Origin of the sequence: Nonomuraea deserti (assembly GCF_004348685.1) — a bacterium.
Taxonomy (GTDB): domain Bacteria; phylum Actinomycetota; class Actinomycetes; order Streptosporangiales; family Streptosporangiaceae; genus Nonomuraea; species Nonomuraea deserti.
In genome coordinates this window covers 1-23,506 of sequence record NZ_SMKO01000168.1, presented here as the reverse complement: position 1 = coordinate 23,506, position 23,506 = coordinate 1, and the positions used below count along the sequence as shown (strand labels likewise).

The window sequence follows — 23,506 nt, the reverse complement described above, 5'->3', positions numbered from 1 at the left end:
GTGGGCAGGGCGTCCGGCGGGGGCGGCTCCTCGACGGGGACGTAGTCGTGGCGCATGCCGTGGTCGCCCAGCCAGTGCCGCAGCCCGCCCACCGCCGACGGATCGGCCGCCACCCGGGCCGCGTACTCCGACAACGCCACCTCCTCCCCGTCGTCGAACAGCAGCCGCGCGGGCCCCGACCAGGACAGCGTCCACTTGGCCTCGCCGAGCTGGATGAGGACGGCCTCGAGCGCCTGCCCGAGCACCCCGGCCAGCAGGGTGTCCGACGGGTTCCAGCCCAGCTCGCGCAGCTTGTACTCGAGCTCCGCCTGCCGCCCCCGCGCGATCGCCTCGAAGGCGGCGTCCAGGTACGGCCGTGACGCCCCCATCACCTGCTGCCCGGCCAGCGCCAGGTCGCGCAGGGCGTCAGCGTTGCGGGTGGTGTACATGCCGTGCGCGACGAGCTCCTCCCACGAGACCGCCCGTAGCGTCAGCAGCGCCTCGGGCGACCACATGGACTGCTCGACCGCCTGCACGGCCACGTTCGGGTCGCGCAGCAGGGTCAGGGCAGAGCGGGGGTCGGGCACCTGCTGCGGCTCCGGCAGGCGCTCGATGGCGGCCAGGCGGTCGGCCAGGCTCGGGTGGGAGTCGTACGGGGAGGCCTCCTCGGGCTGATCGCTCAGCCTGGCCAGCTCGGCCTGCCGTTCCGCGTCGCTCATGAAGGCGTGGAAGCCGCCGAACACCGACGCGGGCCGCGTGCCGCCCGCGCCCGTCATCGACAGGTACGCGTTGACGTACTGGTCCCAGCCGATCGCCGTGGTGTGGATCTTGTGCAGGGCGCCCGCCATGGCCTGCCGGCCGCCGATCGCGACGGCGAACTGGTCGGCCTCCAGCTCCTGCTTGCGGGAGACGGCCTGCGACACCCGCAGGTAGAGCTTGGCGTACCAGGTGAACAGGCGCTGGACGAACGGGTGGTTGCGCAGGCCCTGCACGGTGGCGATCAGCGAGACGCGCCCGCGGTAGACCGGCGCGCCCAGCCGCGTGTGGGCGCCGCTGTAGTGGCCGAGCTCGTGCCCGAGCACCGCGCGCAACTCGTCCACGGTGAGCGTCTGCAGCAGCGGCAGCCCGACGAACATGCGCCGCCGCGTCGCCTTCATGCCCAGGAACCGCGTGTCCTCCGAGACGGCCGCGTTCACCTCCGCCACCAGCCGGATCTCGTCGGGCGGCGCGGTGCGTACGCGCTGGGCGAGCTCCTCGACCGTCTGCCACAGCACCGGCTCGTCCTCGCGCGTGACCGGGACGCCGGGCTGCTCGCCGCCCCGGCGGCGGCTCACCATGATCAGGGCCCGGAGCAGCGCGAGCGCGGCCAGGGTCAGCACGGCCGCGAACTTGATGAGGTTGACGTGGAAGTCGACCACTAAGAGGACGTCGAAGAAGACCGCCGCGGCGAGGATCAGACCGACCAGAACGTAGAAGCCGGCGAGCAGGGTGAAAGCCAGCACCGCTCGGAACGCTGTCGTCATGGGGGAGGGCTCCCGGGGAAGGGGTACTCGCGAGGCTCGACACTAGCGGAGACGGGAAACTGGATAAAATCGCTGCACCAATGTCGTACTACGACGAACACGACCAGGACCGATGGGTTCCGGAACCTCCCGGCAATCCGGAACGCTCCGCGTTCGAGCGTGACCGGGCCCGCGTGCTGCACAGCGCGGCGCTGCGCAGGCTGGCCGCGAAGACGCAGGTCGTCGGTCCCGGCGAGACGTTCGGCGGGGGCCAGCACATCCCGCGCACCCGGCTGACCCACTCGCTCGAATGCGCCCAGGTGGGCAGGGAGATGGGCGCCACCCTCGGCGTCGACCCCGACCTCGTGGAGACCGCCTGCCTGGCGCACGACCTGGGGCACCCGCCGTTCGGGCACAACGGGGAGGTGGCGCTCAACGCGCTGGCGGAGTCGTGCGGCGGCTTCGAGGGCAACGCGCAGAGCCTGCGCCTGCTCACCAGGCTCGAGGCCAAGGTGCTCACCGAGGACGGCAGGAGCGCCGGTCTCAACCTGACCCGGGCGGCGCTGGACGCCTCGATCAAATACCCATGGACATGTGACAAGTCTCCCAAATTCGGCGTCTACGACGACGATCTTCCCGTGTTCGAGTGGATCAGGGAGGGCGCGCCTGCGGGGCGGGTGAGCTTCGAGGCGCAGATCATGGACTGGGCCGACGACGTCGCCTACTCCGTCCACGACCTCGAGGACGCCCTGCACCTCGGCCACGTCACCCCCGAAGCGCTCCTGTCGGCCGAGGAGCGCAGGCAGGTGTGCGAGATCACCCGCACCTGGTACGCCCCCGGCGCCGACCTGAACGAGCTGGAGGCCGTCTTCGCGAAACTGATCGCCGACCCGCTCTGGCCCCGCAGCTTCACGGGCACGCTCGCCGACCTGGCCGGTCTCAAAGCCCTCACCAGCGGTCTCATCGGCCGCTTCTGCCGCTCGGCGCAGGCCGCCACCAAGGAGGTGTACGGCATCCGCCACCGCGCCGACCTCGTCGTGCCGCCGGCCACGCGGCTGGAGTGCGCGCTGCTCAAAGGCGTCGTCGCCCACTACGTCATGACCACGAAGGACCACCACGCCAACCAGGCCAGGCAGCGCGACCTCATCACCGAACTGGCCGGCCTGATCACCCGCGGCGCGCCCGGCACGCTGGAGCCCGCCTTCCGGCCCGCGTACCAGGAGGCCCCGGACGACGCGGCCCGCGCCAGGGTCGTGATCGACCAGATCGCCTCGCTCACCGACACCTCGGCGGTGGCCTGGCACAGGAGGCTCACCCGGTGACAGGGCTTTCCCGATGAGCCAGGCCACCTGACCCAACCCGCTTCCCCCGGTGACCCCGGCGGGCGGATACTGCGGCCATGGCCACATTTGTGATCGCCGGCGCCGGGCTGGCAGGAGCCAAGGCCGCGCAGGCCCTGCGCGAGGAGGGCTTCGACGGCGAGATCGTGCTGATCGGCGCGGAGGCCGAGCGGCCCTACGAGAGACCGCCCCTGTCCAAGGACTACCTGAGCGGCAGGAGCGAACGAGACAAGATCTACGTCCACCCGCCGGAGTGGTACGCCGACAACGACGTCGACCTGCGGCTCGGCCGGCGGGTCACCCGCATCGAGCTCGGCCACCACCTGGTCAGGCTCAGTGACGGGTCGCGGCAGCCGTACGACAAGCTGCTCCTCGCGACCGGCGCCGTCCCCAGGCGCCTGCCGGGACCCGGCTACTACCTGCGCACCGTCCAGGACAGCGACGCGCTCAAGGAACGCTTCGCCGCCGGCGCCAAGGTGCTGGTCGTCGGCGCGTCCTGGATCGGGCTCGAGACCGCGGCCGCGGCCCGCACGGCCGGCTGTGAGGTCACCGTCGTCGAGCCCGAGCCCACCGCGCTCAACCGGGCGCTCGGCCCGGAACTGGGCGACCTGTTCGCCCGCCTGCACGCCCGCAAGGGCGTGCACCTGCGCTTCGGCACCGCCGCCGCGGAGATCACCGACACCGGCGTGCGGCTCAGCTCGGGCGAGCGGCTCACGGCCGACCTCGTCGTCGTCGGCATCGGCGCCGCCCCCGAGATCTGGCTCGCCCGCGACGCCGGCCTCGACGTCGGCCAGGGCATCCTCACGGACGCCGCCCTGCGCACCTCGCACCCCGACGTGTTCGCCGCCGGCGACGTGGCCGAGCACTTCCATCCCGTGTACGGCCGCCGCGTGCGCGTCGAGCACTGGGCCAACGCCCTGCACGGCGGCCCCGCCGCCGCGAGGTCGATGCTCGGCCAGGACGTCACCTACGACCCGATCCCGTACTTCTACACCGACCAGTACGAGCTCGGCATGGAGTTCTCCGGCGACGTCGAGGGTTACGACGAGATCGTCTACCGGGGCGACCCGGACAAGCTGGAGTTCATCGCCTACTGGCTGCGCGGCGGACGCGTGATCGCCGGGATGAACGTCAACACCTGGGACGTCGTGGACGACATCCAGGCCCTCATCAGGTCGGGCGCCGTCGTCGACCAGAAGGAGCTGCCTACGGGGTGACGCTGACCACGCCGCCGTCACCGTCGTCATCGACGGACGGCGGCTCGCTCCTGGCCGCCTGCGGCGTCGTCTTCGGCTTCTGCGGCTTCGACGCGCACAGCACGGTGCAGCGCGGCGTCTCCCCGAGCTTCCCGCGCAGTTCCAGCGTCTCCTCCCTGGGGGAGAGCGTACGGTTGCCCGTACGCCAGGCGTCGAGGTAGTCCCACGGCTTGACCATGCCCCTGCGCACCCACCAGAACTTCGGGCCGGTCTTCCACGAGATCGCGAAATACAGGTTGGTGGCGGTGTCCCGGGCGTTGCCCGACCTGCCCACCCGGCCGAGCAGCCGGCCGGCCTTGACGCGGACGCCCGGCTTGATGCCGTCGGCCACCGTGTCGAGGTGCCCGCCGAGATAGCGCACGCCGTCGTCGCCGATGATCGTGACGAACCTGCCCTCGCGGTCGGCGCCCGCGTCCGTGGACGGGCGCCACCTGTTCCTGGTGTTCACCTCGTCCACGACGCCCGCGACGGGCGCCACGAACGCGCACCCCTGCTGCGCCCAGATCGTCGTCTTGGGCAGCACGAGCAGCTTGCGCGAGTAGGTGACCTCGCAGCCCTTGACGGGGAACGTGTAGGTGTATTTCGACAACTTCGGCGGCGGCACCTTCACCGGGTCGTCACCCTCGGGCGGCTCCACGTCGGCCTGCTTCCCGGCGGTCGGCGTCGGCGTCGGGTCCGCGGGTGAGGCGGCCGTGCCTGCTCCGGTCGCGGGGCCGGAGGGTGCGGCGGAGCGCAGGGTGGCGCCGACGCCGGCCAGGCCGGCCGCCTGGCTGCAGGCGCCGGTCAGCAGCACGGCGCCCATGACGGCCGCCCATCGCGCGATATGCCCCGAATGCATGGTCTCCACCTGTGCCACCGTTTCCCGACAACCTTTACCTTTGTAGCCGACCAGGGGGCCGCGTACAGCGGCTTTCCTGCTTTAGCAACCCACAGGTAATGCCCCTCTTCCCCCAGCTGCACGCGTCGGGGTGCGCGCCGCGGGGGCGGGAACCGTCGGTGGGGCGGAATAGACTCACGGGCGTGGCTGGCCGGATCCGTGATGTCGACATCGCGCTCGTTCGTGAGCGCTCACCCATCGCCGACGTGATCGGCGAGCACATCCAGTTGCGCAACGCCGGAGGCGGCAACCTCAAGGGGCTGTGCCCGTTCCACGACGAGAAGAGCCCGTCGTTCAACGTCACCCCCGAGCGCGGGATGTTCTACTGCCTGGCGGCGGAGACCAGGGTCATGACCTGGGAGGGTGTGCGCCCCATCGCCGAGCTCGCGGGCGGGACACATCGGGTGCTCGCCTCCGACGGCACGTGGGTGGACGCGCCCTTCATGTCGTTCGGCGTCCAGCCGCTCATGAAGATCGTGTTGAGCCGCGACGGGCAGCGGAAGGAGATCTTCGCCACGCCCGAGCATCGCTGGTTCGTACGATCCGGGCGAAGGCAGGACAAGCGGGCCGAAGTCATAACCAGAGACCTGAAGCCGCGCCATCGGCTGGTCTCGGTGTTCCCGGGCACCCGCATCGAGCGCACTCCGTCGCCCTTCGGCATAGCGCACGGGATCACCTTCGGTGACGGCACGCGAGCGGCCACGGGGAGCAGGGCGACGCTCGACGCCATCAAGGACGCCCAGTTGCTCAAGTGGTTCCCTCTCAGCTACGTGACGGAAAGCGTAGGCGGGTCTTCGGGAGAGAGCAGGCAGCTCCTGGTCCATCACCTGCCGCGCTTCTTCAAGGAGCTTCCCTCGCTCGACGAGTCCGTGCCCTACCTGTACGGCTGGCTCGCGGGCTACCTGGCCGCTGACGGACATGTCGCCGAGGACGGCACGGTCATGCTGAACTGCGCGGACAAGGCGACCCTGGAATTCGTCCGAGCCGCCTGCACCCGGCTCGGGATCGGCACGTACGGGATCGCCGAGCAGGTCGGAGAGGGGTTTCCGGGAAGGGATTCCCGTTCGCTCTTCCGGGTGCACCTCATCAATGAGGATCTCACCGAAGACTTCTTCCTGATCGACGATCATCGGTTGAGGTTCACCGGCACGGCGAAGGCATTCGCCCGGCGAGAGTGGCTGGTGCAGTCGGTCGAGGAGACCGATCGAGTTGAGGAAGTCTTCTGCGCCACTGTCGACCATGGGCACGCGTTTGTCCTGGAAGACAATATATTGACCGGAAACTGCTTCGGTTGCACCGAAGGCGGCGACGTCATCACGTTCGTCGAGAAGATCGAGCATTTGTCCTTCGGCGAGGCGGTCGAGCGGCTGGCGCAGCGGGCAGGCATCCAGTTGCAGTACGAGCAGGGCGGCTACGTCCCGAGGCGCGACCACGGCGAGCGGGCCAGGCTGGTCGAGGCGCACCGCGCGGCGGCCGAGTTCTACGCCGACAAGCTGCTGGGCCCCGACGCGGCGGCCGGGCGGCGGTTCCTGTCGGAGCGGGGGTTCGAGCGGGCCGACGCGGAGACGTTCGGGGTGGGATACGCGCCGGCCGAGTGGGAGTCGCTCGTCCGCCATCTCATGGGGCGCGGGTTCTCCGCCGACGAGCTGGTCAAGGGCGGTTTGGCGAAGGAGGGGCGGCGGGGGCCGATCGACCGGTTCCGCGGGCGGTTGATCTGGCCCATCAGGGACGCCACGGGCGACGTGATCGGGTTCGGCGCACGAAAGTTGCTCGATTCCGACGATGGTCCGAAATATCTGAATACGCCTGACTCGCCGCTTTACAAGAAGAGCCAGGTGCTTTACGGCATCGATCTCGCGAAACGGGAGATCTCCAAGCGCTCCCAGGCGGTGATCGTCGAGGGCTACACCGATGTGATGGCATGCCATCTGGCCGGCGTGCCGACCGCCGTGGCCACCTGCGGCACCTCGTTCGGCGAGGAGCACATCAAGATCCTGCGGCGGTTCCTGCTCGACCAGGCCGAGTTCAGAGGTGAGGTGATCTTCACCTTCGACGGCGACGCGGCGGGGCAGAAGGCGGCGCTGCGGGCGTTCGCCGACGAGCAGAAGTTCGTCACCCAGACCTACGTGGCGGTGCAGGCCGACGGGCTCGACCCGTGCGATCTGCGGGTCAAGCAGGGCGACGCGGCTGTGCGCGATCTGATCGCGAGCAGGGAGCCGCTGTTCCAGTTCGCGATCAGGAGCACGATCTCGCGCTATGACCTGCGCAGCAACGAGGGCAAGATCGCCGCTCTCGACGCGGCCGCCCCGATCGTGGCCGGCATCAAGGACGTGGGGCTGCGCAAGCGCTACGCCATCGACCTCGACCGGTGGCTGGGTTTCATGGACGAGCGGTTCGTCATGCAGCGCATCTCCGAGGTGTCGGGCGCGCAGCAGGGCCGCGGCCGGCGGGTCCCCAAGGCGGCGCCCGTCGATCCCAGCGTGCGGGTCGAGGGCGAGCTGCTCAAGCTGGCCGTGCAGCGGCCGGCGTTGCTGGGGCCGCGTTTCGACGCGCTCGACGCGCAGGCGTTCACCACGCCCGACCACGCGATGCTGCACAGGGTGATCGCCGCCGCCGGGGGTGTCGCCGCGGCGGGGCACGGCGGGCGGGAGTGGGTCGACCGGTTGCTGGAGCACGCTCACGAGGAGGGGGCCAGGGCGCTGGTGACCCGGTTCGCGGTGGACGCGATCCAGACGGACGCGCACACCGAGGAGCGTTATGCCCGCGACATCATGGCGGCGGTCGAGGCCATGCCGGTCGATCGGGCCATCGCGCAGGTGAAGTCGCGGATCCAGCGGCTCAACCCGGTGGAGGAGCAGCAGGAGTACAACAAGCTGTTCGGGGAGCTGGTGGCGCTGGAACAGCAGCGCAGGGTCCTGCGCGACCGGCTCGCGGGCAGCTAGACCGCCCTGCGCGACCGGCTCGCGGGCAGCTAGACCGCCCCGCGCGACCGGCTCGCGGGCAGACCGCCCCGCGCGGCTCGCGGACAGGGCGGCCTGCGCGACCGGCTCGCGGGGAGCTGAGAGGGCGTCCGTGGCGCCTGTGCCGCCTGACGGGCCGGTGGCGACGAGCCGCGTGCCCCGCTCCGATCATGGAAATCCGGGCGTGTCACGGCTGTCGTTGATAACGGTTCGGCTGCGATCGCTGGCTGGACAACCGGGCGGTTGACCGGGGAATGTGGCGCGGTCCAAACGGCGGCGGAGCACAGCGGGTGGTGTGTCGGGGCAGCGAAAGAGGTGCGTCCGGCTGGCGGCGTCGCCGGGCGCGTGAATCCAGACCGCGTAATTGACTTTACTTTCCTGATCAAACTCGGCCCAAACCTTTAGGCGATCTCATTTCGGTAAGGACGGTGGCCTTACCTTCGGTGACAAAAATGGGTCTGCCATTTGATGGAACCAATACTGCAGACTGTCTCCCGTGGGTGCATCGGTGCTGCCAAGCGGACCGCCATCGGTAGATCAGGTGGCGGACCTCGTCGCGAAAGGAAGGGAGCGCGGGAGCGTAACCGTCGATGACGTCGCAGCCGCGCTTGACCGATCCGAGTTGCCGTCCGACGCGCTGGAACGCGTCGTGCGGATGCTCGCCGAGAATGGCGTGGAGGTCCTCGAGCCCCAGGGCGACGAGGAGCCTGCCCGCGCCGATGAGGAAGACGTAGGCAAGCGGGCGCCGACCAGCGATCTCGTCCGTATCTACCTACGGGAGATCGGCCGCGTGCCGTTGCTGACCGCCGAGGAGGAGGTGGAGCTCGCCAAGTCGATCGAAGCCGGTCTGTTCGCCGAGGACAGGCTGTCCAACGGGGTCTCGCGTCTGGCCTTCCCGGAGCTCAGGGAGCTCGTCTGGCAGGGCACCCGGGCCAAACAGCGGCTCATCGAAGCCAACCTCAGGCTCGTGGTGTCGATCGCCAAGCGGTACGTGGGCCGCGGCATGTTGTTCCTGGACCTGATCCAGGAGGGCAACCTCGGGCTCATCCGGGCGGTCGAGAAGTTCGACTACACGAAGGGTTACAAGTTCTCCACCTACGCGACCTGGTGGATCCGGCAGGCGATCACGCGGGCCATCGCCGACCAGGCGCGCACCATCCGCATTCCGGTGCACATGGTGGAGACGATCAACAAGCTGGTCCGAGTGCAGCGCCAGCTCCACCAGGACCTCGGCCGCGAGCCGATTCCCGAGGAGATCGCCAAGGAGATGGACCTCCCTGTCGATCGTGTGGTGGAGATCCAGCGCATCGCCCAGGAACCCGTATCGCTGCAGTCGCCGATCGGCGAGGAGGACTCCGACCTCGGTGACTTCATCGAGGACGCCGACGCGGTCGTGCCGATGGAGGCCGCGGCCTTCATCATGCTGCAGGACCAGCTCGACGACATCCTGGCCACGTTGTCCGACCGCGAGCAGCGCATCATCCAGCTCCGGTTCGGCCTGGCCGACGGGCATCCGCGCACGCTGGAGGAGGTGGGCAGGGAGTTCGGCGTCACGCGGGAGCGCATCCGGCAGATCGAGTCGAAGACCCTGGCCAAGCTCCGCCATCCGACGCGCGCCCAGATGTTGCGGGACTACCTGGACTGATCCAGGGGAACGGGCCCGGGCGAGCGTGCCCGGGCCCGTCCCATGCTCAGGAGCAGCCCTCGAACTGCGGCACGGCGATCGTGTCGAGGTCCAGCCCCGACTTGCCGAACCACTTCTTCAGCAGCTTCGCGGCGGTGCCGTCCTGGTACATGTCGGTGATCGCCCGGTTGACCGCCTCGCAGGCGGGCACGTCGCCCTTGGGCAGGCCGATGCCCGAGCGCTGCTCGTTGAACTGCGCGTTGGCCAGCCGCAGCCCCGAGCCGTCCTGCGCGGCCAGCCCCGCCAGGATGACGTCGTTGGTGGTGACCGCGTCCACCTGGTTGCTCTTCAGCGCCGCCAGGCACCGCCGGTAGTCGGGGAACGGCACGACCCGCGCCGCCACCTTCCGCTCCTCCACGACGCGCTTGGCCGCGTTCGCGCCCGTGACCTCGCAGATCCGGCGGCCCTCCAGGTCGCGCACGTTCTTGATCGTCTCGTCGGCCCGGATCAGGATGTCCTGGTACGAGATGTGGTACGGCCCGGCGAACAACACCTTCGCCTTGCGGTCCTGGCTGATCGTGTACGTCGCCACCACCATGTCGGCCCGCCCGTCGACCAGCACGTCATCGCGGGCGGCCGCCAGCGTGGGCAGGAAAATGAACTCCTTGTCCAGCTTGCCGGCGACGTAGCGGGCCACGTCGACGTCGAAGCCCTCGAACCGGCCGTCGGCCCTGCGGAACCCGACCAGCGGCAGGTCGGGGCGTACCCCGATGACGATCTCGTCCTTGTCCAGGATCGACTCCTGGTCGCTCATGCCGCAGCCGGTCACGAGGACCGCGGCCACGGCCAGCACCACTGCCAGCGCCCGTTTCACCGGTACTCCTTGAGTCGGGGCCACACTCCGGCGATCACCAGCAGGCCGATCGCGCCGATGGCGAAGGGAAGCAGCAGCCACAGGGTGTTCAGCGCGCTCTCGCCCCTGTCGATCGCGCGTTTGAAGACGCCCTGGTGCGTTTCCGCGAGTTCGAGCAGCGCCTCGTCGTAGGCGGTGAACGTGCTGGTGACCGGGCCGAGCCGTTCGGCGACCGCCTCGTTGGCCTGGCCGCCCAGCACCAGCCGGCGGAACTTCACGTCGGCGGCCTGGAAGTCGCGGTATGCCTCCATCGCGTCCAGGCCCTCCTTGCCGACGAGTTCGGGGCCGAGCAGCCCGAGGAAGTCCTTCGAGCCGGTGGTCACCTTGCGGTGGTAGGCGTCCAGGTTGCCCGCCTCGAAGTAGATGACCGACATCGACTTGTCGAGGTACGTGTGCTCGTAGGTGTCGGCCCGCTCCTTGTCGAGCAGGTAGCGGCTCTGGTCGCCCTGCATGCTGTTGCTGATCGCGCGCGCCTTGGCCAGGGTCAGCACCGAGTCGAAGCCGTCCGACTTGGCGGTGCGCAGCGCCTGCATGTCCTGGCCGAGCACGCCCACCCCGGACATCAGCGCGACCGCCGTGGTGAGCGTGGCGGCTACCAGCGCGGGCCCGAAGACCCGGCGGAACCGCCGCGCCAGGAAGATCTGCAGCCAGATCAGGCAGCCGATCGCGACCACCCCCGCGACCACCACCGCGTCGCGCACGAGGGGCACCGTGAACGCCTTCTCGTCGTAGGTGCGCCGTACGATCGTGCCGTTCTCCAAGGTCAGGTTGTACGCCTGCGGCAGCAGCACCTGGCGCATCAGGTCGGTGGCGTCGCGGTAGGCCCGCACCACCTCGTCGGGCGGCGGTCCAGGCGCGTGCCCGGACCGCTCGTCGAGCAGCAGCGCCTGCCCGGCGAGCCGCTCGTAGCGGCCGAGCCCGTCGAGCACCGACTGCACGGTCCGCCGCTCCGCCGGGTTGTCGCCGGACAACTCGAACGCCTTCAGCAGCGCCTGGTTGGCGACGGAACGCTGCTGCTCGTAGCGGGTGATCGCGGCCTCGCGCTCCCGGGGGTAGCCGTCGCCCATCACCAGGACGTTGGCCACCTGCGCGTCCATGTCGCTCAGCGCCAGGTAGAGCCCGGCGGTGGCGACGACCTGCGGGCCGGCGTCGCGGCCGATGACCTGCAGCCCGTCGCGGGCCGCCGAGCTGCCGACGGCGAGCGCCACGAACAGCAGCGCCAGCGAGGCGACGGTGATGCCGGAGATGACCCGGATGCGACCGGGTACGCCGCGCTCCACGGGTAACGGGCCGCCCGGCCGGGCCCGCACGAGGGTCACGGCGTGCCCTCCCTGATGGTGATCACGGTCCAGGCGCCCAGGTGGATGCGGTCGCCCGGGCCGATCCTGACCGGCACGTTGACCTGGAGCGGCCTGCCGTTCACCTGGGTGCCGTTGGACGAGCCCGGATCGACCAGCATCCACGAGTCGTCCGGCTGGGCCAGCAGCACGGCGTGCAGGTGGGAGACGCCCGGGTCCTCGGGCGGGCCGGTCAGGTCGATCTCGGGAGCCAGGTTCCTGGCCTTGCTGCGCCGCCCGATGCGGACCTGCTCGCCGTGCAGCCCGAACGAGCGTTCAGGACAGTACGGCGGGAACGCCACCGCGTCGGCGTCGGGGCCGCCCTCGGCGATGACCTTCTCGTAGTAGGCGCGGTCGGCGGCGGTGACGGCCTCCCACAGGGCCCCGGCCACGGGGAGCGGGACGGCGCCGGCGGCGCCGCTGTAGTCGTGGCCGCACACCTCGCAGAACTGTCCGGCCCGCGGCGTCTGGCAGACCGGGCAGCTCTCGGCGCCGGGGCTCTCCTGGGCCGGCGGCTGGGGCGCGGCGGGGGCCGGAGAGCCCTCCGCCATCTGCGTGCCGCACACGTCGCAGTAGTCGTCGGCGCCGGACGGGTGCCCTTGCGGACAGGTCGCCATCAGCTTTCTTCCCTGCGCAGGCGGCTGGTGCGGACGGAGCCGGTGTCCAGCTCGATCGTGTCCTCCTTGTCCACGTTCTTACGCAGCCGGGCCGTGCCGGTGGCCGGATCGACCTCGACCACCCGGTCGAGCAGCTTGGCGGTGTCCTCGCGCCCGGAGGCGCCGGCCAGGTCCCTCGCCTTGGCCAGGCGGGCCGTCGCGGTTTCGACGTCGCCCATCGCCCGGGCGCTGAGCCCGTCCTGGATGAGGTCGTGCAGCTCGGCCTGGCCGGTGTAGTGGGCGACGTTGCCGTTGATCTGGGTGGACAGCGCCAGGTCGTCGGTCCACTGGGCGAGCACGTTGCCGCTGGCCAGGACGTCCTGGGTGTCGGGGTGCACGAGCTTGACCCAGCCCGCCCTGATCTCCTGCCCGATCTGCCCGGGGGGCACCTCGACGCAAATATGGTATTTGCGCTCCTCGGCGCCCCAGGAGCCCGTCGGGTAGTCGCCGGTCAGCGGGTTGACGTCGGCGCGTTTGCCGGTCAGGTCGAGCAGCACCGGGTCGACCTGCTTGACGAACATCAGCCGCGCGGCCTGCGGCACCCACACGCGCAGCGACAGGTCGGCCACGGTCTTGCTCATCGACGCCTGCGTGAGCCGGCGGAAATACTCCGGCAGGTCCCCCTGGTCGCGCACGTAGTCGAACGTGCCGAGCATCGCCTCGGCCACCTTGCGCAGCTCGGCGGGCGCCCAGTCGGCGCCGATCCCCAGGCAGTCGCACACGAACTTGCCGCTCCACGCCGACAGCACCGAGGCGAACACGTCGGCGCGCTCGTTGTTCTGGCCGTCGGTCATGAGCAGCGCGTGTTTGATCGCCTGGGGGCGGGTGGACAGCAGGTGCCCGGCCAGCTTCAGCCACTCGCCCATGGCGGTGCCGCCGTACGAGAGCAACCTGTCGACGGCCTTGGCCGCCTCGGCCCTGGTGGCCGGATTCGCCTGGACCAGGCTCAGCGTTCTGCCACTCGGGTAGACGACCTTGGCGCTCCCCGTGCCGGAGACCACCGAGAAGTAGACGCCGTCACGCAAGGTCTGCACGGCCGTGACGGCGGCCTGCCTGGCCTCGCGGATCTTGGAGCCGCTCATCGAGCCCGACGTGTCCACGATGATCACTTCGGCGGCCTCCGCCGGGACGGCCTGCGTGGTGAGGCCGCCGGTCGAGCCGACCGTGAGGATGGCGTGCACCTCGCGCCCGTCAAGAGGAAGGTACTTGTTCTGGTCGATGGTCAACGTGAAAGCGGCCTGGTCACTCATGTGCTTCTCCTAAGGGGATCACGACAATGGTCACGTTGTCCTGGCCGCCGGAGTCCAGCGCGTGGCGCAACATCTCGCGTGCCAGGTCAAGCGGGGACCCCGCGCGTGGGAAGGCGTAGCCGTCCAGATAGCGCCAGAGGCCGTCGCTGCAGACGAGCAGGTGTCCGGGCCCGCGCGGGGTGAACGTTCGCACGTTGAGCGTGACGCCGACGGCGTCGGCGCCCAGCCAGGCGGTGATCTCGCCGGTCGGCACGGCATCGTCCGTGGTCAGCGGCGTCCCGTCGGGCATCCAGTACGCGCGGCTGTCGCCCGCCCAGCCGAGCGTCACGCGGCCCGGCTCGACCACGGCGGAGACGTACGTGCAGGCAGGCGCGTCGTGCACGGAGGTGGCGAGCTTGCTCACCGCCCGCCCGGCCAGGTCGAACGCCTCCTCCGACGACAGCCCCCTGGCCAGCGCGGCCGCCGCGGTCTCGACGGCGACCTCGGACGCCTCGTCGGCTCTGGGCGAGCTGCCCACGCCGTCGCAGACCACGGTCACGGTCGCGCCGCCGGAGGCCAGCAGGGCCATCGCGTCCTCGTTGCGGCTGCGGCGCAGCCCTCTGTCGGTGACGGCCGCCGCGCCGCCGACGAGCACGATCTCGGCGTGGTCCCTGTCGGTGGGCTGGCGCAGGCCGCACCGCTCGCAGTAGCCCTCGGGGTCGACCGCCGCGGCGTCGCAGAACGCGCACACCGGGGAGCCGAGGGCGTGGCCGCACGCCTCGCAGTAGACGTCGCCTTCGAGCACGGAGGCCTGGCACACGGGGCAGGCGGCGCCCGGTGCGTCGTGCTGGCCGGTCTGGGGATCTGTCACACCCACGTCCTCGGTCGTACGGCGTTGGCCTGGTCGATGAGCGCGTGGCGCTCCTGGCGGGAGCCGGCCGCCCCGGCGAGCCTGCGGAAGATGGACTCGATGCGCCTGCGCAGCCCCGGCCCGGTGAACGGCGCGCCCGCGAGCTGCCCATTCGCCGGCGGCTTGTTCGTCTCCAGCCAGGTCAGCGCCGCGCCGAGCAGCTCGGCGGTGAGCAGGTCGCGGCGGCGCGGATCGAGGTCGGCCTGGGCGGCCACGCGCTCGACCGCGCCCGTCAGGTCGGCGGCGGTGAGCCCGCTCAGGTCGGGCCTCCGCACCACCGACGCGGCCAGCGCCACCTGCGCCGCGACCCGGTAGAACGACGTGGCGGGCACCTCGTCGAGCACGCTCGTCCGGCCCGTCCTGGCCAGCCCGAACGCCGCGCTCACGCAGGAGTGGTCGGTCCGCCAGACGCACTCGTACCAGGTGGCGGCCGGCTTGCCGGCGTATTCCAGCGCGAAGGCCAGCGCCAGCTTCGGCGCCGGTTCTCCCGGCAGCTCCGACAGGCAGGCGTCGAACATGGACACGGCCACCTGCTCCTGGCGCAGGGCCAGCGCCAGCACCCCGCGGTACCAGGTGAGCCGCCAGTCGCCTGGCAGCTCCGCGGCCAGCTCGTCGAGCACGTCGCGCGCCTCGGCCGCGCCGCGCTCGGCCAGCAGCCTGGCGCGCATCAGCTTCGTCTCGGGGGTCTGCGGCATCGCGGCGAGCTGGTCGATCAGCGTCCCGCTGTCGCGGCCGAGCAGCCCGGCCAGCGATCCGGCGGCCGGGTCCGCCGGATCGACCAGCGGCACGGGTAAGGCCGTCGCGACCGCCGCGGGATCGAGCGGCTCGAACACCTCGTCGTGCGCGTCCGACAGCGCCGTTCCCACCGCCGTACGCTCCGGCCCGAACAACGTCGAGAGCGCCGGGTACGGCACCCCCTCCTCCATGGCGCTGATCTCCCGCAGCACCCCGACGAGCTGCTCCTCCATCTCCCATGCGCTCTGGAACCGGTCGGCGGGATCGGCGGCGGTCGCCTTGCGCAGCAGCCGGGTGAACGACGGATGCCCGCAGTCCACCGGCAGCGGGACCTCCACGCCGTCCTTGGCCGGGCTGAAGCCCGGGATCGCCAGGACGGCCAGGGTCCTGGCCACGGTGTAGAGGTCGGAGGCGACCGACGTCGGCCGGGTCTCCAGCTCGGGGGCGTGGTAGCCGACCGTGGCCCACGACGAGCCGGGCGGCGAGCCGATGGGCTGCACCGCGCCCAGGTCGATGAGCTTGAGCCGCTTGCCGACCCTTATGACGTTGGCGGGCTTGAGATCGCAGTAGGCCAGGCCGTGCTCGTGCAGGTAGCCGAACGCGTGCAGGATCTCTCTGCCGTACATGAGGGTCTCGCGCAGCGGCAGCGGGCCCTGGCGGCGCAGCTCGTGCAGGGACTGGCCGCCCACGTACTCCATGACGATGTAGCCGAGGCCGGCCGAGCGCTGGAAGTTGAAGATCTTGACGATGTTGGGGTGGTCGACGGTGGTGAGGAACTTCCGCTCGGCCTCGGCCGCCGCCAGCGCCTCGGCGTCGTTGGTGTTGAGCAGGCCCTTGAGCACGACCCACCGGCCGTCGAGGTTCTCGTCGGAGGCGAGGTAGATCCAGCCGAGCCCGCCGTGCGCCAGGCAGCCGAGCACGCGGTACTGGCCGGCCACCAGGTCGTCCTTGCCCAGCTTCGGGGTGAACGAGAACGCCGTACGGCAGTGCGGGCAGAACCCGTCCGTCAGGCCCGGCCGGCCGCTCCTGGAGCGGCCCACCGGTTTCCCGCACGCCGGGTTGGCGCAGCGCCGCTTGTTCTCCGGCACCTCGGGGTCGGCCATCACCGCCGTGGCCGGGTCGCGGTAGGGCACCGACGGCAGGTCCGCGATGGTGGCCAGCACGCCGGCCCGCGACCTGCCGCTGCTGCCCGTCGGCCCGCTCATCGACCTGCTCACCGGCTGGGTCACCACCGGAGCGGACTCGGGCCCGGAAGCGGATCCCTGCGCGGGCCCGGAAGCGGATCCCTGCGCGGGCCCGGAAGCGGATCCCTGCGCGGGCCCGGAAGCGGATCCCTGCGCGGGCCCGGAAGGGGACACAGGGGGCGCTGAAGAGGGCGCTGACCCGGGCGCCATCGCAGGCGCGGGCCGCGGCGGGCTCTCGGCGGTGCCGCACCAGTCGCAGTATCCCTCCTCGATCCTTCCCGTGCAGCCGGGCTGCGCGCAGCGGGTCATCGAATCTCCTTAAGCGTGGAGACCACGGGCTTCAGCCCTGGGGAGGAAACGCGGCACAGCGCCGCAAATCGAACAGACGCACGATTCTTACCCGATCTTGTTGTAAGATGTGATTCGTGGCGCAGATCGTGAAGCGGGCCTACAAGTACCGCTTCCACCCGACCCCCGAGCAGGCCGAAGAGCTTGCCCGGACGTTCGGCTGCGTCCGCCTCGTCTACAACAAAGCCCTGGAAGAACGCACCCGCGCCTACACTCTCGGAGGTCGTCGCGTCTCCTACGTGGACTCGTCGGCCAAGCTGACCGAGTGGAAGCGCAGCGGCGACCACGACTTCCTGTCGGAGGTGTCGTCGGTGCCGTTGCAGCAGGCGCTTCGCCACCTTCAGGCGGCATTCGCGAACTTCTTCGCCAAACGCGCCAAGTATCCGACCTTCAAGAACAAGAAGAAGGCGCGGGCGTCGGCTGAGTACACCCGGTCGGCGTTCCGGTGGCGCGACGGGCGGTTGACGCTGGCGAAGATGGACGCGCCGCTGACCATCGTGTGGTCGCGCCCGATTCCCGAGGGTGCGCAGCCGTCCACGGTCACGGTGTCGAAGGACGCGGCTGGGCGCTGGTTCGTGTCCCTGCTGGTCGAAGAGAAGATCAGCCCGCTGCCGCCTGTCGCGGCGCACGTGGGGATCGACGCCGGGATCACGGCGCTGGCGACCCTGTCGACCGGCGAGAAGATCGTCAACCCTCGTCACGAGCGTCGCGATCGGCGCAGGCTGGCCCAGGCGCAGCGGGCGCTCGCCCGCAAGGAGAAGGGTGGCAGCAACCGGGCCAAGGCCCGCCTGAAGGTGGCCCGCGTCCACGCCCGGATCACCGACCGTAGAAGGGATCACCTGCACAAGGTCACGACACGGCTTGTTCGCGAGAACCAAGTGATCGCCGTGGAAGACCTGACCGTCCGCAACATGGTCAAGAACCACTCGCTGGCGCGCGCCGTCTCCGACGCCTCCTGGCGCGAGTTTCGGTCGATGCTGGAGTACAAGGCGGCCTGGTACGGGCGCACGCTCGTGGCGGTGGACCGCTGGTTGCCCTCCTCCAGGCTGTGCTCGCGGTGCGGGACGCTGCAGGAGGAGATGCCGCTGAACGTCCGGGAGTGGACGTGCGCCTGCGGCGCGGTCCACGACCGGGACGTGAACGCGGCCAAGAACGTGCTCGCCGCCGGGCTGGCGGAGAGCTGAAACGCCTGTGGAGCTGGTGTAAGACCTCAAGGGCGCAAGCCCGGCGGGCGACTGGCGGTGAAGCAGGAAGACCAACCGGCGACGGTTGGAATCCCCCGGCTTCAGCCGTGGGGAGGAAGTCAACGGGCCTTCTCGAATCGGGTGGCGTTGAGGTAGAAGACGCTGAAGGCGAGCAGCAGGCCGAGCACGAGCAGGCCGACCGCGCCCGCACGACCGTAGTCGCCGCCGATGACCTGCTGGATGAGGAACGTCGTGATGATGTCGGTGCCGCCCGCGGGGCCGCCGCCGGTCATCGAGTAGATGAGGTCGGGGAAGTTCAGGATCCAGATGATGCGCAGCAGCACGATCAGGGCCAGCGTGGGCCGGATGTGCGGCAGCGTCACGTGCCAGAACTGCCGCAGTCGGGAGGCGCCGTCCACGGAGGCCGCCTCGTAGAGGTCGCGGGGCACCGACTGCAGCGCGGCCATGATCATGATGGCGAAGAACGTGACGCCGTACCAGATGTTGGCCACGATCACCGAGGTCATCGCCCAGCCGGGGGTGGCGAGGAAGCCGATGCGCTCGTCGATGACGCCCGCCTTGAGCAGCAGGTCGTTGATCACGCCGAACTGGCCGTTGAACATCCATCGCCACAGCAGCCCGATGAGGAACCCCGACATGGCCCACGGGAAGAACACCCACGCCTGGTAGAGGCCGCGGCCGCGGAAGTGCCTGCGCAGCAGCAGCGCGAGCCCGAAGCCGAGGAAGAACTGGAAGAACAGCGACACGACCACCCACGTGCCGGTGTTGCGCAGCGCCGTCCAGAACCGGTCCTCGGCCAGCACGGCCCGGAAGTTCTCCAGGCCGGTGAACGGCGTCGAGGTCAGGTCGTACAGGTTGTAGCGCTGGAAGGCGATCACCGCGCCGCGGATCATCGGGTAGTACGTGAACAGGGCCACGAACACCACGCCGGGCAGCAGGCACAGCAGGATGAACCGCGCCCTGCGGATCGTGAAGGTGCGTCCCGCGGCGGTGCGTGCCGTGCTCAAGAGACCTTCTTCGCCTGGTCCGTCCAGAAGGCGTCCCACGACTTGAGCACCTCGGCGACCGTCTTCTTGCCGGTGATCAGCGCCTGGATGTCACGGTCGGAGTCGACGGTGAACTGGCTCCAGCCCGGATAGTCCACCGGCCTGATCGTGATCACCTGCTTGGGGTCCTGCTGCGCCTCCAGGTACGCCTTCCACGCGCCCTGCGAGAACTGCGGGTCGTTCTGGGCCTGCTTGGAGATCGGGATGAGCGAGTTGCCCTTGGCGAAGGCGATGCTCTGCTCGGACTCCGACAGGAACTGCACCAGCTTGACCGCCTCCTTCGGGTGCTTGCTGAAGGAGGTCGCGCCCCACCCCGCGTAGCCGACGGGCTGGAAGGCGTAGCCGGTGGGGCCCTTGGGAATGGGGGCGGTGGACCAGGCCTTGACGCCGCTCTCCTCCACCGACTTGATCACCTCCGGGTCCTGGATGAGCATGCCGGTGACGCCCGACGTGAAGCCCTGCACCATCTCGGGGAAACCCCACGACACCGAGTCGGGCGGTGACGTCTCCTTGAAGATCTTGACGAAGAGCTCGAGTGCCTCGGCCGCCTCGGGAGTGGCGAAGATCGTGCGCTTGTCCTTCAGGAAGAAGGACTTCTCGGGGTCGAGGGCCTCGCCGTTGTACGCGCTGATCATCATGACCGCGTAGTCGGCGCCGCCCTTGCCGCCCCTGAACGAGTAGCCGAACCGGTCACCCGTGGTCATCTTCTTGCCGGCCTCGTAGAGCTCCTGCCACGTGGTCGGCGGCCGGCTCATGCCCCAGTCCGTACGGTAGAACAGCGTGCGCTGGTAGAAGCCGTACGGGATGAGATAGGGCTTGCCGCCGACCTCGACCGCCTTCTTCTGGGCCAGCTCGGTCAGGTCGGACCAGCCGGACCAGCCGGTGGTGGGCAGTTCGGCCAGCCAGCCGTTGTTGGAGAACGACTTGGCCGTGTGGTCGCGGACCTCCAGCACGTCCAGGTCCTTCTTGGTCTGCAGGATCTGCAGGATCTTCTGGTCGGCGCTGTCGAGCGGCGGCGAGATCAACTCCACCTCGATGCCGGGGTTCGCCTCCTCGAAGTCGGCGATCAGCTTCTTGATCAGTTTCGTGCGGTCGGGGCTGGTCAGGCTCTCGATCATGCGCAGCCGTACCTCTCCCGAGGACGAGCCGGAGCCGCAGCCCGCGAGCGCCAGCGTGACGGCGACCGCGGCCGCCAGGAGGGGGGTTTTCATGGCAGGTCTCCCGCGTGTTCTAGACAGCGCTGTCAGTCACGCTATGGTCAGCCGCGTTCAGCGGTCAATCGCCGGTGCCCGTCCACCGGCCCGTCCACCGGCCCGTCCGTCGGACCGCCCGTCGACCCTGACCGGCGGCCCTGCGGCCGAAACGCCCGCCGACAGGGGCCGCGTCTAGGTAAGCGATCCCTCCAGGGCCTGGCCGAGGTCCTTGATCAGCTCGTCGGCGGGTTCCAGGCCGACCGAGAGCCGGACGAGACCGACGGGGATGCCCATGGTGGCGCGTACGCTTTCCTCCGTGGAGAGCGCGGGTGCGTTCACCAGGCTCTCGAAGCCTCCCCACGACACACCAATCCTAAAATATCGCAGTTTGTCGAGGAAATTCGCGACCTCCTGAGGGGAGTCCGTGTTCAGCGCCAAGCTGAACAGGCTGGAGAACCCCGACATCTGGCGCAGCGCGGTCGCGTGCCCGGGATGCGACGGCAACCCCGGATGGTTCACCTCCCGCACCGCCGGATGCCCCTCCAGGAAGGCCGCCACCGCCAGCCCCCGCTCCTGGTGCGCCGCCATCCGCACGGGCAGCGTCCGCAGCCCTTTGATCACCTTGGCCGCGTCGTGCGGCGACATGGCGGCGCCGTAGAGCTGGTACTCGGTCAGCGCCAGCGGCCGGATCAGGCGCGACGGCCCCACCACGACGCCGCCCACCAGGTCGCTGTGCCCGCCGACGTACTTCGACAGCGAGTGCACCACCAGGTCGACGCCCATGGTCAGCGGCTTCTGGAAGATCGGCGTGGACCAGGTGTTGTCCATCACGCTCACCAGCCCGCGCTCCCGCGCCCACCCTGCCACCTCGGCGATGTCGACCACGGCGTAGGCCATGTACGACGGCGACTCGAAGTAGAGTAGGCGCGTGCTCGCCCTGATAGCGCTGTCACACCCCGCGAGGTCGTCCACGTGCGTATGCGTGACCCCGAACTTCTCCAGATAGCGCAGGAACTGAGTCGTCGGCCCGTAGACCGCGCCCAGCACCAGCACATGGTCGCCCGCCGACACCAGCGACGAGATCGTCGCCGCGATGGCCCCCATGCCCGAGCCGAGACACTTGGCCCGCTCTCCCCGCTCGAGCGCGGCCAGCTTACGCTGAGCGAGATCGACCGTCGGGTTGGTCCCCCGCCAGTAGACGTAGCGCTCGTCCTCGTTCCTGACCGCCTCGCCGAGCTCCTCCGCCGTCGCGAACGCGAACAACGAGTTCTCGAACACCGGCGGGTTGACCGCGCCCAGCATCCACGGCTCGTCCTCACCCAACCGGCCACAGATCCATTCGTCATCCATGGGGGCACACTATGACAGCGAGGGAACGGACTGAGGAGCCGAGCCCGCGAGCGAACACGCGCAAGCCGACCATGGCCGACGTGGCCAGGCACGCGGGCGTCAGCCTCAAGACCGTTTCCCGGGTCGTCAACCAGGAGCCGCACGTCAGGGCGTCGCTGCGGCAGCGGGTGCAGACCTCCATCAGCACGCTCGGCTACCGCCGCAACGAGGCCGCCGCCCGCCTGGCCAGGGGCGCGACCATGCTGACGCTGGGGCTGGTGATGGAGAACATCTCCAACGAGTTCTACTCCCGCCTGGCCGCCGCGGTCGAGGCCGCCTCGGCGGAGCACGAGGCGCTGGTGGTGTTCGGCTCGTACGAGGAGAGCCCCGACAAGGAGCGCATGCTCATCGAGTCCATGTACACGCGCGGCGTCGACTCCCTCATCGTCGTCCCGTCGGCGGCCGACCACGCCTGGCTGGCCGGGCACGCGAGCCTCACCACGGTCTTCGTCGACCGCGTGCCCTTAGGCCTGGAGGCGGCCGACGTCGTCATGCTCGACGACGTGCGCGGCGGCCGGGCGGCGACCGAGCACCTGCTCGCCGGCGGTCACCGCCGGATCGGCCTGATCTCCGACGACGACGGCGTCAGCTCCGTGCACGACCGCGCGACCGGCTACCGCCAGGCGCTGCGCGCCGCCGGGGTGCGGGCCGACGACGCGCTCGTGGTGCGGGGGGTGTTCGACCCGTGGCGGGTGTCGTACGAGGTCGGCAGGCTCCTCGACCTGGCCGACCCCCCGACGGCCTTGTTCGCCACCAACAACCGGGCCGCGATCGGCATCCTGCACGCGCTGCGCGAGCGGCCCGAGCGGCCCGCGTACGTGGGGTTCGACGACTTCGCGCTGGCCGGCGTCTTCAACCCGGGGGTGACGGTGGTCCGCTACGACGTCACCCGCCTGGCCCGCAGCGCCGTCGACCTCCTGCTGCACCCGTCCCAGGAGCCCCGGAGGGTCAAGGTGCCGGTGGAGCTGGTGGCGAGGGGTTCCGGCGAGGTCCCGCCCCCGTGACCGGCCTCGCCGCGCAGGGCGCCCCGCCGCCACCAGCCGGCCGCCGCCGCCCGCCTACGAGCCCGCGCGGAAGGCGGCGCGGAGGGTCTCGGCGAGCTCGTCGGCCAGGTCCGGGGTGGCCTCCACGATGCCGCTCCAGCGTTTCGTGAGGTCGGTGTCGAGCGTGATCGGGCGGCCGAAGACGTCGCTGACCCCGCCGCCCGCCGCCTCCGCCAGCACCACCGAGGCGGCGAGGTCCACCAGGCGGTGGGTGTCGGTGGCGGCGTCGGCGAACGCGTCGGTCGCGCCCTGGGCCACCAGCGCGCCCTCCAGGCAGCTCGTGGACAGGATGCGCACGCGGGCCGCCCGCCGGGCCACCTCCCACCAGGCCGCCGAGGCTCCGGGGTCGGCGGGGTGGGGGCGCAGGAGGGAGACGGCGGCGCCCGCGAGCCCGGTGCGGCCGGGCGTACGCAGCGGGGACGGCACGCCGCGCCGCGCCCACCAACTCCTGCCGGTCTCCAGCCAGACGGTTGACGAACTCCACCTTCTTGCCGGTGTTCTTCTCGATCAGGGAGATGATGTCCTCGTACTCGGCGGTGGGGTCGATGTTCTGCTCGACCGGCACGGCCGCGAAGCGCAGCGTGTCGCCGGTGCTGCCGCAGGCGGTGGAGCAGCCCGCCGCCGCGAGCGCGCCGAGCATGGCCAGGGCGGTCAGGGTTCGTTTCACAGGGAGTCTCCGAGCCTGTCGCGGGACCCTCGTACGAGCCGCCACGCTGGTCGCCGACTGTGATGAGCAGGTCAGACGCGTCTGACGGTGCACGAACCGGGGGGTTAACACCC

Annotated in this window: 18 protein-coding genes and 1 pseudogene; 7 read left to right on the top strand and 12 right to left on the bottom strand. The window is 70.3% G+C overall.

All coding sequences use genetic code 11. The annotated features are described in order from the left end of the window. Window positions 1–1,502 (bottom strand): M48 family metallopeptidase (locus E1292_RS38905; protein ID WP_132603332.1); only part of this gene is annotated, 1,502 nt, incomplete at its 3' end. Between the two features lie 80 nt (window positions 1,503–1,582). Here E1292_RS38905 and E1292_RS38900 point away from each other — a divergent pair. Both E1292_RS38900 and E1292_RS38895 read left to right on the top strand, forming a co-directional pair. Next, window positions 1,583–2,803 carry a deoxyguanosinetriphosphate triphosphohydrolase gene (locus E1292_RS38900; protein ID WP_132603329.1) on the top strand — a complete coding sequence of 407 codons (1,221 nt, stop codon included), beginning with the start codon at window positions 1,583–1,585 and terminating at the stop codon, window positions 2,801–2,803. Window positions 2,804–2,880: 77 nt separating this feature from the next. After that, window positions 2,881–4,038: an NAD(P)/FAD-dependent oxidoreductase gene (locus E1292_RS38895; RefSeq protein ID WP_132603326.1), complete on the top strand. Its 1,158-nt coding sequence runs from the start codon at window positions 2,881–2,883 to the stop codon at window positions 4,036–4,038. Here E1292_RS38895 and E1292_RS38890 read toward each other — a convergent pair. Then, the gene (locus E1292_RS38890; RefSeq protein ID WP_165974975.1) at window positions 4,028–4,915 is read right to left on the bottom strand and encodes a M23 family metallopeptidase; all 888 of its coding nucleotides are present in this window, start codon (window positions 4,913–4,915) and stop codon (window positions 4,028–4,030) included. The genes E1292_RS38895 and E1292_RS38890 overlap by 11 nt on opposite strands. A gap of 182 nt (window positions 4,916–5,097) precedes the next feature. On the opposite strand from E1292_RS38890, the gene dnaG reads away from it, so the two are divergent. Then, on the top strand, window positions 5,098–7,896 hold the full coding sequence (dnaG, locus tag E1292_RS38885; protein ID WP_132603320.1) for a DNA primase: 2,799 nt from the start codon (window positions 5,098–5,100) through the stop codon (window positions 7,894–7,896). Window positions 7,897–8,455: 559 nt separating this feature from the next. Continuing rightward, on the top strand, window positions 8,456–9,559 hold the full coding sequence (gene rpoD / locus E1292_RS38880; protein ID WP_439331941.1) for an RNA polymerase sigma factor RpoD: 1,104 nt from the start codon (window positions 8,456–8,458) through the stop codon (window positions 9,557–9,559). Between the two features lie 46 nt (window positions 9,560–9,605). Here rpoD and E1292_RS38875 read toward each other — a convergent pair whose 3' ends face one another. Genes E1292_RS38875 through E1292_RS38850 form a run of 6 tightly spaced genes read right to left on the bottom strand, consistent with a single transcriptional unit; the run spans window position 9,606 to window position 16,547 of the window. Next, window positions 9,606–10,412: a transporter substrate-binding domain-containing protein gene (locus E1292_RS38875; RefSeq protein WP_132603314.1), complete on the bottom strand. Its 807-nt coding sequence runs from the start codon at window positions 10,410–10,412 to the stop codon at window positions 9,606–9,608. Then, the gene (locus E1292_RS38870; RefSeq protein ID WP_132603311.1) at window positions 10,409–11,770 is read right to left on the bottom strand and encodes a GlnX family signal transduction membrane protein; all 1,362 of its coding nucleotides are present in this window, start codon (window positions 11,768–11,770) and stop codon (window positions 10,409–10,411) included. Before E1292_RS38870 ends, E1292_RS38875 begins: the two co-directional genes overlap by 4 nt. Then, window positions 11,767–12,405 carry an FHA domain-containing protein gene (locus tag E1292_RS38865; protein ID WP_132603308.1) on the bottom strand — a complete coding sequence of 213 codons (639 nt, stop codon included), beginning with the start codon at window positions 12,403–12,405 and terminating at the stop codon, window positions 11,767–11,769. The genes E1292_RS38870 and E1292_RS38865 overlap by 4 nt, the downstream gene beginning before the upstream one ends. Further along, window positions 12,405–13,694, bottom strand: a complete 1,290-nt coding sequence (locus E1292_RS38860; RefSeq protein WP_132603305.1) for a vWA domain-containing protein — start codon at window positions 13,692–13,694, stop codon at window positions 12,405–12,407. Before E1292_RS38860 ends, E1292_RS38865 begins: the two co-directional genes overlap by 1 nt. Further along, entirely contained in the window at window positions 13,687–14,544 is an 858-nt protein-coding gene (locus E1292_RS38855; RefSeq protein ID WP_132603302.1) for a protein phosphatase 2C domain-containing protein, read from the bottom strand. The genes E1292_RS38860 and E1292_RS38855 overlap by 8 nt, the downstream gene beginning before the upstream one ends. Next, entirely contained in the window at window positions 14,541–16,547 is a 2,007-nt protein-coding gene (locus E1292_RS38850) for a serine/threonine-protein kinase (protein ID WP_246090627.1), read from the bottom strand. The genes E1292_RS38855 and E1292_RS38850 overlap by 4 nt, the downstream gene beginning before the upstream one ends. A 380-nt stretch (window positions 16,548–16,927) precedes the next feature. Between E1292_RS38850 and E1292_RS38845 the strand changes: the two are divergent. Next, window positions 16,928–18,190, top strand: a pseudogene (locus E1292_RS38845) (RNA-guided endonuclease InsQ/TnpB family protein). On the opposite strand, the gene E1292_RS38840 reads toward E1292_RS38845, so the two are convergent. The 3 genes from E1292_RS38840 to E1292_RS38830 all read right to left on the bottom strand — a co-directional run bounded on the left by E1292_RS38840 (window position 18,154) and on the right by E1292_RS38830 (window position 21,644). Next, the gene (locus E1292_RS38840; RefSeq protein WP_220447274.1) at window positions 18,154–19,062 is read right to left on the bottom strand and encodes a carbohydrate ABC transporter permease; all 909 of its coding nucleotides are present in this window, start codon (window positions 19,060–19,062) and stop codon (window positions 18,154–18,156) included. The pseudogene E1292_RS38845 and the gene E1292_RS38840 sit on opposite strands and share 37 nt — an antisense overlap. Continuing rightward, window positions 19,059–20,312 carry an ABC transporter substrate-binding protein gene (locus E1292_RS38835; RefSeq protein WP_132603293.1) on the bottom strand — a complete coding sequence of 418 codons (1,254 nt, stop codon included), beginning with the start codon at window positions 20,310–20,312 and terminating at the stop codon, window positions 19,059–19,061. The genes E1292_RS38840 and E1292_RS38835 overlap by 4 nt, the downstream gene beginning before the upstream one ends. Window positions 20,313–20,486: 174 nt before the next feature. Next, window positions 20,487–21,644, bottom strand: a complete 1,158-nt coding sequence (locus E1292_RS38830) for a trans-sulfuration enzyme family protein (RefSeq protein WP_132603290.1) — start codon at window positions 21,642–21,644, stop codon at window positions 20,487–20,489. A gap of 80 nt (window positions 21,645–21,724) precedes the next feature. Between E1292_RS38830 and E1292_RS38825 the strand changes: the two genes are divergently transcribed. Continuing rightward, entirely contained in the window at window positions 21,725–22,687 is a 963-nt protein-coding gene (locus E1292_RS38825; RefSeq protein ID WP_165974974.1) for a LacI family DNA-binding transcriptional regulator, read from the top strand. A gap of 54 nt (window positions 22,688–22,741) precedes the next feature. Here the strand turns inward: E1292_RS38825 and E1292_RS38820 are convergent, their stop codons facing one another. After that, entirely contained in the window at window positions 22,742–23,152 is a 411-nt protein-coding gene (locus E1292_RS38820) for an inositol monophosphatase family protein (RefSeq protein WP_220447273.1), read from the bottom strand. Window positions 23,153–23,196: 44 nt separating this feature from the next. Between E1292_RS38820 and E1292_RS38815 the strand changes: the two genes are divergently transcribed. Then, complete coding sequence (locus tag E1292_RS38815) at window positions 23,197–23,478, top strand: hypothetical protein (protein ID WP_132603281.1); 282 nt, start codon at window positions 23,197–23,199, stop codon at window positions 23,476–23,478. Window positions 23,479–23,506: the final 28 nt, after the last annotated feature.